Annotated in this window: 12 protein-coding genes; 3 read left to right on the top strand and 9 right to left on the bottom strand. The window is 60.7% G+C overall.

Features of this window, described 5'->3' with window-relative positions; all coding sequences use genetic code 11:
* A partial coding sequence (locus ADJ95_RS02955; protein WP_204371127.1) for a hypothetical protein occupies positions 1-936 on the top strand: 936 nt, incomplete at its 5' end.
* 124 nt (positions 937-1,060) lie between these two features.
* Here the strand turns inward: ADJ95_RS02955 and ADJ95_RS02950 are convergent.
* From ADJ95_RS02950 to ADJ95_RS09375, 6 genes are all read right to left on the bottom strand, one after another.
* The gene (locus ADJ95_RS02950; RefSeq protein WP_049332403.1) at positions 1,061-1,696 is read right to left on the bottom strand and encodes a Fic/DOC family protein; all 636 of its coding nucleotides are present in this window, start codon (positions 1,694-1,696) and stop codon (positions 1,061-1,063) included.
* A 2-nt stretch (positions 1,697-1,698) separates the two neighbouring features.
* Positions 1,699-1,968 (bottom strand): antitoxin VbhA family protein, encoded by a 270-nt coding sequence (locus ADJ95_RS02945; protein WP_049332399.1) that lies wholly within the window; start codon positions 1,966-1,968, stop codon positions 1,699-1,701.
* 67 nt (positions 1,969-2,035) lie between these two features.
* Positions 2,036-2,596: a zeta toxin family protein gene (locus ADJ95_RS02940; RefSeq protein WP_065423974.1), complete on the bottom strand. Its 561-nt coding sequence runs from the start codon at positions 2,594-2,596 to the stop codon at positions 2,036-2,038.
* A 28-nt stretch (positions 2,597-2,624) separates the two neighbouring features.
* Positions 2,625-2,813, bottom strand: a complete 189-nt coding sequence (locus tag ADJ95_RS02935; RefSeq protein ID WP_012902737.1) for a hypothetical protein — start codon at positions 2,811-2,813, stop codon at positions 2,625-2,627.
* A gap of 2 nt (positions 2,814-2,815) precedes the next feature.
* Positions 2,816-3,124, bottom strand: a complete 309-nt coding sequence (locus ADJ95_RS02930; RefSeq protein ID WP_053088805.1) for an antitoxin VbhA family protein — start codon at positions 3,122-3,124, stop codon at positions 2,816-2,818.
* Between the two features lie 97 nt (positions 3,125-3,221).
* Positions 3,222-3,389 (bottom strand): hypothetical protein, encoded by a 168-nt coding sequence (locus ADJ95_RS09375; RefSeq protein ID WP_160310625.1) that lies wholly within the window; start codon positions 3,387-3,389, stop codon positions 3,222-3,224.
* Positions 3,390-4,072: 683 nt separating this feature from the next.
* Here ADJ95_RS09375 and ADJ95_RS02925 point away from each other — a divergent pair.
* Together ADJ95_RS02925 and ADJ95_RS02920 are read left to right on the top strand one after the other, a co-directional pair.
* On the top strand, positions 4,073-4,741 hold the full coding sequence (locus ADJ95_RS02925; RefSeq protein ID WP_049332396.1) for a hypothetical protein: 669 nt from the start codon (positions 4,073-4,075) through the stop codon (positions 4,739-4,741).
* Between the two features lie 72 nt (positions 4,742-4,813).
* Positions 4,814-5,698, top strand: coding sequence for a hypothetical protein (locus tag ADJ95_RS02920; RefSeq protein WP_141761798.1), 885 nt, complete (start codon positions 4,814-4,816; stop codon positions 5,696-5,698).
* A 309-nt stretch (positions 5,699-6,007) separates the two neighbouring features.
* Here the strand turns inward: ADJ95_RS02920 and ADJ95_RS02915 are convergent, their stop codons facing one another.
* The 3 genes from ADJ95_RS02915 to serS form a co-directional block, all read right to left on the bottom strand.
* Positions 6,008-6,427 carry a hypothetical protein gene (locus tag ADJ95_RS02915; RefSeq protein ID WP_049332392.1) on the bottom strand — a complete coding sequence of 140 codons (420 nt, stop codon included), beginning with the start codon at positions 6,425-6,427 and terminating at the stop codon, positions 6,008-6,010.
* Positions 6,428-6,530: 103 nt separating this feature from the next.
* Positions 6,531-7,619, bottom strand: coding sequence for a diacylglycerol/lipid kinase family protein (locus ADJ95_RS02910; protein WP_049332390.1), 1,089 nt, complete (start codon positions 7,617-7,619; stop codon positions 6,531-6,533).
* A gap of 304 nt (positions 7,620-7,923) precedes the next feature.
* Complete coding sequence (gene serS / locus ADJ95_RS02905) at positions 7,924-9,231, bottom strand: serine--tRNA ligase (protein ID WP_049332388.1); 1,308 nt, start codon at positions 9,229-9,231, stop codon at positions 7,924-7,926.
* Positions 9,232-9,267: the final 36 nt, after the last annotated feature.

The following is a 9,267-nucleotide window of genomic DNA, read 5'->3' as shown; positions in this document are numbered from 1 at the left end:
GAAAGAAAACCAATGATCAACACCAACCCCACCGCCCCCGCATGGATCACCCACAACGACCTCATCCAAATCGACGGCGGCCACTACATCACCTACCCCGACGACCTCGCCCTCACCCAAGCACTACGCACCGACATCGCCACCGCCCAAAGCATCAACCACCTCCTCGACAGCCTCACCACCGAACTAGCCGACGAAGAACCCATCGACGAAATGATCACCCTCATCAACGAAGGCTTCGCCACCATCGGCAACTGGCAAGCCTTCCTCTACAACCTACGCCTACGCTGCATCGCCCTACACAACCTGTACAAGAAGTACACCCCCGGCCAATACGGCCGCTACCCCATCGACGCCGACACAAAGCAGGACCTACTCAACACCGCCATCGAACTAGCCGTCAAGGGCGAAGAGAAAGCAAACCACCTCACCGAAACCGGCTACCAGTTCCCCACCCTCCCCACCCCCGGCACCACCCTACGCGAACCCGATCACCGCGAAGTCGAAAACTACCTAGCAGCCCTGCAGGATGAGGACATTCCCGCACAATTTAAGCAGATGGCAGCTTTGCGTGAACGTGTCTCCGACTTCGCCCAAGAACTCGACGAAGCAAAGGCCGCCAACACCACTGTTCCCCAAGCCTTCGAACTCAAAGAAGACGGCTCCTACTTCTCCAACGAAGAAGACTTCCAGCGCTGGATGGAAGAATACTCCCCCACCCTGGCACGCGTCATCGCCCTAGAGCCGTCCTGGGCTGAGCCGAACTTCATCCCGATGCTCTCGCGCGCTATGGTGCCGGTGTACCAGGCAACCCGCGTGGAACCGTTCATGCGTGAGGACATTCTCTCGCGTGCTCTGGCGTCTGTATTGGCGTCGGTTGAGGATGCGGGTGTGCGTGAGTCGGTTCGTCGTGAACTGACTAAGCGCACCTACTAACACCGGGTTCCGGTACGGAAAGAACAACGGCTAAACGCACGGATGTCCGCCACCTCGCTGGGTGACGGACATCCGTTTTTAATGACCTAACCGGGTATCTCACCGGCGGGCTATAGCGCCCTGGCTAGGCGTCACGCGGCACAGTGATGATGCCGAACAGCTGATGCAGCTCCTCCGGATGCACCTCAAAATACCCACGATCCGGGCCGCTAAACATAGAACTCTGGTGCCAACCGCGAAGGCCAGCACGCGCATAATCAAACCGGAAATTACTACGCGCCGCCAGGTGATCCATAAAAATACGGGTCGCACGACCATTACCCTCGCGGAAGGGGTGCGCCTGGTTCAGGTGCGCAAAAATCGCGGCGGCAACCTCCACAAATTCCTGATGGTTCAGGCTCGCCCAGTCGGTCGCACGGCTAGTGGCGAAAACGTAGTCGAGGTACCGATCAATGCTCAGCGGCCCGTCCTGAACGCTCGCGAAAGCACTCACACCCTTGGACATGTCCACGGTGCGGTACTCCCCCGCCCAGTCGTACACGTCCTGGAAGAGGTAGCGGTGAATGGCCTTGATGTGCTCGGCGTCGAAGGTGCGGGCGATGAGCTCGGGGTTCTTGGTGAGCTCGTAGCCTCGTCGGGTGATGATGCGGTGCTCAAAGAGCGAAAGCGCCGCGGGGTCATTGATGCCCGGCTTGTTCCGCATGACGTGCTGGTAGGGCTCGGGGTAGAAGTACGCCGCCCAGTTCTGCTGCTGACTCATGACTATTCGCCCTCCTCTGCACTCTGCTGACCCGCGTTTTGGCTTGTCAGCGCCTGGTAGGCGAGCGCCTTCGCTAGTGCTTGCCGGTCGTATTCTTCCGCGGTGATGCGCCCCAGCTCGTAGTCGATGAGTAGCGCAACGTCTTCGCGGGTGGGGTTGTCACCCTCAAGCCAGGATGAGGCGAGGGGCTGCATGACGTTGCGGCGCTGCTCTTCGGTGAGCGGCTCAAATAGTTCGGGGTAGCGCAGGTGCAGGTCAAAATGATCTGACACTGGATGTTCCTTTCTTGACCTTCACAGGTCGGCCTCACGGCTGGGTTGTGAGGGTGGGAGGTGACGGTTAGCTGAGGTGCAGACCGTATCTCGGCTCGTCGAGCAACACCTTTGAACCGGCACGCCAGTACACCGGCTCGTACCAGCGGGTGTTGTCAAAGACCCGCAGGATGTCCACAGAGGAGGCGAGCACCTGCAGGTTCGCGTGGGAGCTGTCGTAGCGGCGGCGGATATCTGCCTCGTCAACACCGTGCCCGCCCTTGGCAACGCGGGCGGCGACCCGGTCCACGGCGGTGTCGGCGCTGTTGAGCGTCACGTACAGTAGGGCCACCTCGTACCCTTGGGCGTGGGCGCGGTCGATGAGGTTCTGGAAGGATTTGGCGTTACCCGCAAGGGTGGTTTCCTGGTGGATGGACTCACCGGCCGCGAGCGCTTGGCGCAGGTCCTGCACAGTGTCTCGCATGGCGCGGGCGGCGTCGGCGGGGTTGCGCCAGTCGCCTCCTGCAGCGCGGAGTTTCTCGTCGGCATTGAGGCGGCGGGTGGCACCGAAAATCTGCGGGTTGGTGCGGTAGAGGGTGCTCTTACCGGCTCCGTTGACTCCGCCGATGATGATGTATTGGGGCTTCATGTGCGGCTCCTTAGACTGCCTAAACGGCTTAGACGACGAAGTTCTCGTCGGCGAGAACGATGCGCTGCTTCTGCTGCAGGGAGTAGGTCTGCAGGGCGAGGTAGAAGCGGCGTTTTTCGTCGTCTTCTTCGGCCTCGATAAGCGGGGTGAAGACCTCTGAGCTGTTGTCTACGAGGTACTTGTGGAGCGCCTCAAAGTCGGGGGCGCTGTCTTCCATGGTTATCCCCTTTCCGGAAGGTAGTCGACAGGATGGTACTGCTCGGTTGCGTTGGGTTTGGTGGAAGATTTTGCTTCTTGTGACCTCTGCTCATTGAGAGCGAGAGCATGTTCCAAAATCTGCTTTCGGTACTCTTCCCAGCTGATGCGACCTAGCTCTAAATCAATAAGACGAGCAATCTCTTCGCGACTATGTTCGTAGCCATCAAGCCACGCTGACGCGAGAGTCTGAGTAATACCTCGCTTCTGCTTATTGTTGAGCTGTTCAAACAAATCTGGGTAACGGTCAGGAAGGTCAAAATACTCTCCCATGAGTGTTCTCCTCGCAGGTGTGGTTGGTGATTGTCGGTCAGTAGGAGCCGCCCACTACCCCGTGGGCGGGTTCCCTCTACGTTATTCTTGTGGGATTTTAGTCGCGACCGTTACGTTTTCGAGCGCGGTGCGCCGCCGTTTCAATTCCGAAAGCCAGGATGAAGACCGCGCAAATTGGCAGGCACACGACGGGTGCAAGAGGTGAGCACACCGCAACAGCGGCGAAGATGCCAAGGTACCAGGCGTTACTCTTCAGATAAGTCATGACTGCTCCTTACATTTAGGGTTGGAGGTGCCCCGCCTTCAAGATACGAGGATTATTTTGAAGAGGGGTTTTGCCTATTCGGCAGGGTTTTCCGCGGCCTGCTTCTTCTGGCGCCGGCGGCGGCCCCCCTCCCCCGTTTTCTTGTGGGGCACCTCGTATATTCCAGCCTAACCCAACTGCCGAAAACAGGCACCGCCCACGGTCATTCTGGGGAGGGTGCCGCCCGGCGTGACAAACCTCTGGATACTGGTTTCCGACGGATGGTAGTCTGATGGTGCATCAAAAACCTGAAGGCGGCACTAGTGACCCCGAGTTGCTAGGTTGGATGGATGGGCCCTCCTGGGTTGCAGGTGGTGAAATATATAGAAGCCACCACGCTGTCAGACAGGGATTTTGCATCAGAAAGGCGCGCCCAAGGGGTGCGCCTTTTGCCGTGTTCTACTCTCTCTTCATGAGAGAACGACCGTTCACTCAGCGCCCTAGCGGCAGGCGTGATAGGGTAAATCTGACACCTGTACCGGGGCGCCGACAGTCCATTCGGAATCATCAATTCCTACCGTGGATTGGCACGCGGAGCCTCGCGCCGTCTTCACTCACTCCACACTCTACGAAAGCAGCCCCCGCACCAAGGGGCCGGGCCACGCCACGTTCCCACCGCTGGGAGCGCAAAGATTGGAGACACGTTGCAGCAAACACCCCATTCGAGCATCCCACGCGGAGTTTACGTCTTCCTCTACATCCTCGGCCTCATCGTCCTCGCCATCTTGCTCTTCATGGTGCCGCGAGGTGGAGCCTCCCCGGTCGAGCATCTAGGCTCCCCCAATCAGGCTGCGGCCGAACCCGGAACCTGCGGGGCCGGCGCATCCGCAGACAAGACCGTTCTGAAGACCGCACCGACGGACACCCAGTGGGTGACCACCGAATCGGGATGGATAGGCCCCGTCTCGCAGACCGCGGGCCCCGTCGTGGAATCCCCGATTCGTAGCTGTTTTGAGCATTCGGCGCAGGGTGCCCTGTACGCATCCGCGTGGGCACTCATCCACGTCAATGACAGCCCGGAGGCGTACCTGCCGACCGTCATCGGCCCCGGCGCGGAGCAAATCACCAAGGACCGCCTGCAGGACACGACGACCCGCACCGTCGTACGCATCATGGGGTACCGCTACATGTCGTACACCCCGGAACGCGCCGTCATCCGTATTCTTTTCCAAACCCCGTCAGGCACCTACCGTTACTTTGAGACGACCATGGAGTGGCACAACGGCGACTGGGCCCTGTGGGTACCCGCCGAGCAGCCGCAGGTGACCGACGAATTCGCCAAGGACAAGTACGTCACCTGGACGGCCGCGTAGGTTCCTCACGTTCGCCGTACCGCACGAGTAGCACGCAGATACACACTTTTACACTACGAAAAGGGCACCCCGATGTCGCAGACCCCCATGTCGGCCAGTAGTCCGGCTCCCATCCCAGCCCCCTCCACCAACTCGCCGATTCCGCAGGAGCAGATGCATCAGCGTCAGGACCTGCTGGAGCACCTCCGCCAGGTCATGCAGCTGGTGGATCGCGCCGCGCCCTGGGCCGATTCGATGAAGAGCGCGCAGAAGGCATACGTTGCCGCCGTACCTGAGCCCCCTCGGATTAAGCTCAAGCGGCTCTTCGTGGCCTGTTTTAAGCTGATTCCGTGGACGTACCTTGCCAGCTCCATCATCATGCTGATCGCCTATCTACGCTACCTGTACGCCAACCCGCAGATTCACTCGAGCGATATTCCGTGGCACACCATTCACGTGCCGGCGATTGTCTCGGCGATTGTGATTGCGGCTCTCTGGTGGTCGCTGATGTACTTTGTCGCCTACCCGCTGGCGGCGGCGAAGGTCGAGCGGGAGAACAACAAGCGTCGCGCGCATAACGACTCGGTGTGGAGCGACTATGAGGAGCCGGCCATCGCCGAGCTGTCTAAGGTGCACAACGAGTACATGGAGCGTTTCTCCCACTGGTTCCCGGAAGACTACCTGTACCCGAACGCGGCGGATACCCTGTACAAGTACGTTCGCCAGGGCCGCACCTACACCCTGCAGGAGGCGTTGAACCTGTACGAGCAGGAGAGGCACCAGCTGTGGGTGCGCCTGAGCATGGAGGAGCAGGCCCGCGAGACGCGAATTCACAACGCTATCGTGGAGGACATGATGGACAAGCAGCTGTACGAGCAGCGCAGGGCCAACGTTCTGCTATCCGGCATTTTGGTGGCGACTACGGCTACGGCGGTGGCCGCCTCGGCCCCCCGCTATCACTACCACTACCACTACTAGGCGCTACGGAAAGCAGCAAGCTCTACACGGGGAGGGGACGCACTCCGGTGCGCCCCCTCCCCTGTTTCTACGTTTACGGGTTGATCCTCTAGCTATCGGGATTCTTGCCGACTCACAGCGTCTAGAAGCGAGAACTGCACCGGACTGGACGGCGAGAAAAATAGTGTAAAAAATCGCCGATTTTTTCACTATCCCCTCTGATTTTCAGGAAATAGTGAAAAAAATCGCTGTTTTTTTCATAATCCAGGTCACATATAAGTATTTCGGGTGCAGAACCAACTTCCACCCAGACCCTAGACCCCGCCTCCGTTAGAAGAAGTCAATGTCGGGGAGGCCCGAAAATATCTCAGCGAAGAGCTCGTACGTACCCAGCACAAAACGCTCGCCGCCGTCCTCCACCTCGCTATCAGCCCGCGAATACGTGAAAAGACCACCAATGATCTTCACACCAAAGAAATACAGCCCAACACAGCCAAGGACCAGAGCCACAAAAGGCATCACCAGCATGACCACAAAGTGAAGAATCACGTTATCAATCGAGCCGCCAAGCAACACCAGGCCAACAATGACGACCCCCATCACCACCAGGCACACGGGCACACTCAGAATGTACATGCCCCAGGCGATAATACGCAGAACAGTCTTCCAGAAGCCACGGCGCGGCTTCTCCTGCAGATAATCTGCGGGATGCGGAAGATACGTGTGCTGAAGTGCCGGCTGGTTGCTCATAGGTGGTTGTCTCCTGACGTACTCGGTGTATACATCAACTCCCCTGAGAATACGTCACCCACCTGGGCGATTCCTCAAAACAGGCGCAAGCAAACCACGCCCGCTAGAGCACGTCCGGGTGGACCGCCACCTCCACGGCGGCAGGCAGCACCCGCGCGCTAATGCGGTGCGCCGACGGCGCCGGGTCGCCATCCACCTCAACCGGCTGCGCACCCTCCGGGAACTCCAGCACCACCTCGGACCCCACCAGGTGGCGAATCACCGGTAGCTCAATGCGCGGCGAACCCAGAATCGTACGGCGCATCACCTTCGCCATCAGCAGGCCCCACTCCACCAGGTCACGCGGGGACGCCACAATCACCTCAAGCTTGCCGTCGTGCACATCCGTCATATCCGCCAGGCGAATACCGCCCTGCAGGCGACCGCAATTCGCAACCAGCACCGAACGCATGGGCAGGATGCGGGGCTCCCCACCGTCCACGCTGATGCGCACCGGATGCGACCTGCCCAGCATATGCTTCATGCCGGACTGCACGTACGCCACCCAGCCGAACTTCGCCTTAATCTCCTCGTTCGTATCGTTCATGACGAGCGCGTCAAAGCCGGCACCACTCATCACAAAGAACGTGTGTTCGGTTTCTTCGCCGGTGGTGCCCGTAGTCGTCATCTCAATCGCGTCAACGTCCTGACCCACGCCGTTGAGCGCAATATCAACGCACGCCGCCACGTCACTCACCGGGATGTACAGGTTGCGCGCCAGCAGGTTGCCGGTGCCCATCGGCAGAATACCCAGGCGCGGCTTGGGCCCCTCGTGATGCGCCAGCGCCGCCGCCACGGCACGCACCGTGCCGTCACCACCTGCGGCAATCAGCAGGTCAACGCCCTCGGCAATCAGCTCGCGGGCGGCCTCTGAGCCGGGCTCGTCCACGCGGGTGGTGCGCACCAGCGCCTTCGGGTGGCCGTTCGCCGCGAGGATACGTTCCAGAATCTCAACGGTGGCCGCGGCACCCGGCTTGCTCGGGTTGTACACCACGCCCACGCGACGGCTGGGGCCGGCAGGCAGGGTCGGCAGAACGCCGAAGGGCGCACCCAGCTCGATAGCGCGTCGGCGCGCCTTCTTGCGGGCGCCAGTGGCGGAGGCGGTCAGCGCCGCCGCCGCAGAAACACCAAGGAGTTTACGGTAAAGAGGCATAGTTCTTAGACTACCTGCCCACGCAAAAACCCGCCCACCGTTTACGCGGTGAGCGGGTTTTCGACCGAGTTTGAGATTACTCAGCGGCTACGACCGGGATGACCTCGGCGCCACCCATGTAGAGATGAGGGAGCCGGGTGCGAGCGCGCGAGCACTCAAGAGGCTTCCGAATCAGGCGAGGTAACGAGCCTGGAGCCTCGGGGATACGTACGGAGCCGTCTGCCTGCTGGTGGGACGGAGGTGGGGGATTCCGAGCGCGCGAGGCACCAAATCCCCCGCCGGAACTCACTCCAGCAGGCATCCCTTATTCAGCGACAGCGGGGATAACCTCGGCGCCGCCCATGTACGGGCGCAGTGCTTCCGGAATCACAACAGAACCGTCAGCCTGCTGGTGAGTCTCCAGGATGGCCACCAACCAGCGAGTGGTTGCCAGGGTGCCGTTCAGGGTTGCCACAGAGCGGGTGCGGCCCTTACGCACGTTGCCTGCCTCGTCCACGGTGTCCGGGGTGCGCTCGCGAATGTTCAGGCGGCGCGCCTGGTAGGTGGTGCAGTTCGAGGTGGAGGTCAGCTCACGGTAGGTGCCCTGGGTGGGGACCCACGCCTCGCAGTCGAACTTGCGGGCTGCGGAGGTGCCCAGGTCGCCTGCGGCGGTGTCAATCACGCGGTATGCGAGGCCGCAGCGCTGCAGCATTTCCTCTTCGAGGGACAGCAGCTTCTCGTGCATCTCTTCTGCCTGCTCGACGGGGCAGTAGACGAACATTTCAGCCTTGTTGAACTGGTGCACGCGAATGATGCCGCGGGTGTCCTTACCTGCGGAGCCAGCCTCGCGGCGGTAGCAGGAGGACCAGCCCAGGTACTTCTTTGCGCCCTTCTCAAAGTCGAGAATTTCGTCGGTGTGGTAGCCGGCGAGCGCCACCTCGGAGGTGCCGACCAGGTACAGGTCGTCGCGTTCCAGGCGGTAGATTTCGTCGTCGTGCTTGACGTTGAAGCCGGTGCCGTTCATGATTTCGGGGCGTACCAGGGTGGGGGTGGTCATCATGGTGAAGCCGTGCTCGGTTGCCAGGTCGAGCGCCATCCACATGAGTGCCTGCTCCAGGCGGGCAACCTGGCCCTTGAGGAAGTAGAAGCGTGCGCCGGAGACCTTCGCGCCGCGGGCCATGTCGATGCCGTCGACGAGCTCGCCGATTTCGAGGTGGTCGCGCGGCTCGAAGCCGTCAGCGGTGAAGTCGCGGGGGGTACCGACCTTCTTGACGACCACGTAGTCGTCTTCGCCGCCGGTGGGCACGCCATCGATGATGAGGTTCTCGATGCTGCTGATCAGTTCCTCGTATTCGGCGGTCTTCGCCTCGGAGGCTGCCTTCGCATCGTTGACGCGGGCGGCCAGTTCCTTGGCCTGTGCGACGAGTGCGGGCTTTTCTTCCTTGGGTGCCTTGGCGACCTTCTTGCCGAAGGCGTTCTGCTCGGCGCGCAGGGTCTCATATTCGCCGATGAGTGCGCGGCGTGCGGCGTCGGCTTCGAGGATGCGGTCGACGTGGGTTTCGTCCTTGCCGCGTGCTCGCTGAGAGGCGCGGAAGACGTCGGGGTTTTCGCGGAGGAGGTTAATATCAATCACTGTTTTATCCTACCTAATCTTGCGGTGGGTTGTGGG

The organism is Rothia mucilaginosa, assembly GCF_001061665.1.
Taxonomy (GTDB): domain Bacteria; phylum Actinomycetota; class Actinomycetes; order Actinomycetales; family Micrococcaceae; genus Rothia; species Rothia mucilaginosa_A.
Note: the sequence above shows the minus strand (reverse complement) of the source record. Positions and strands in the feature narration are given on the sequence as shown.

Bases quoted from the DNA above. Each gene is read 5' to 3' on its own strand.
- ADJ95_RS02910 (WP_049332390.1), bottom strand. From the start codon at position 7,619: ATGCCTCTTTACCGTAAACTCCTTGGTGTTTCTGCGGCGGCGGCGCTG.
- ADJ95_RS09375 (WP_160310625.1), bottom strand. From the start codon at position 3,389: ATGACTTATCTGAAGAGTAACGCCTGGTACCTTGGCATCTTCGCCGCT.
- ADJ95_RS02950 (WP_049332403.1), bottom strand. From the start codon at position 1,696: ATGAGTCAGCAGCAGAACTGGGCGGCGTACTTCTACCCCGAGCCCTAC.
- ADJ95_RS02935 (WP_012902737.1), bottom strand. From the start codon at position 2,813: ATGGAAGACAGCGCCCCCGACTTTGAGGCGCTCCACAAGTACCTCGTA.
- ADJ95_RS02920 (WP_141761798.1), top strand. From the start codon at position 4,814: ATGTCGCAGACCCCCATGTCGGCCAGTAGTCCGGCTCCCATCCCAGCC.
- ADJ95_RS02915 (WP_049332392.1), bottom strand. From the start codon at position 6,427: ATGAGCAACCAGCCGGCACTTCAGCACACGTATCTTCCGCATCCCGCA.
- ADJ95_RS02940 (WP_065423974.1), bottom strand. From the start codon at position 2,596: ATGAAGCCCCAATACATCATCATCGGCGGAGTCAACGGAGCCGGTAAG.
- ADJ95_RS02930 (WP_053088805.1), bottom strand. From the start codon at position 3,124: ATGGGAGAGTATTTTGACCTTCCTGACCGTTACCCAGATTTGTTTGAA.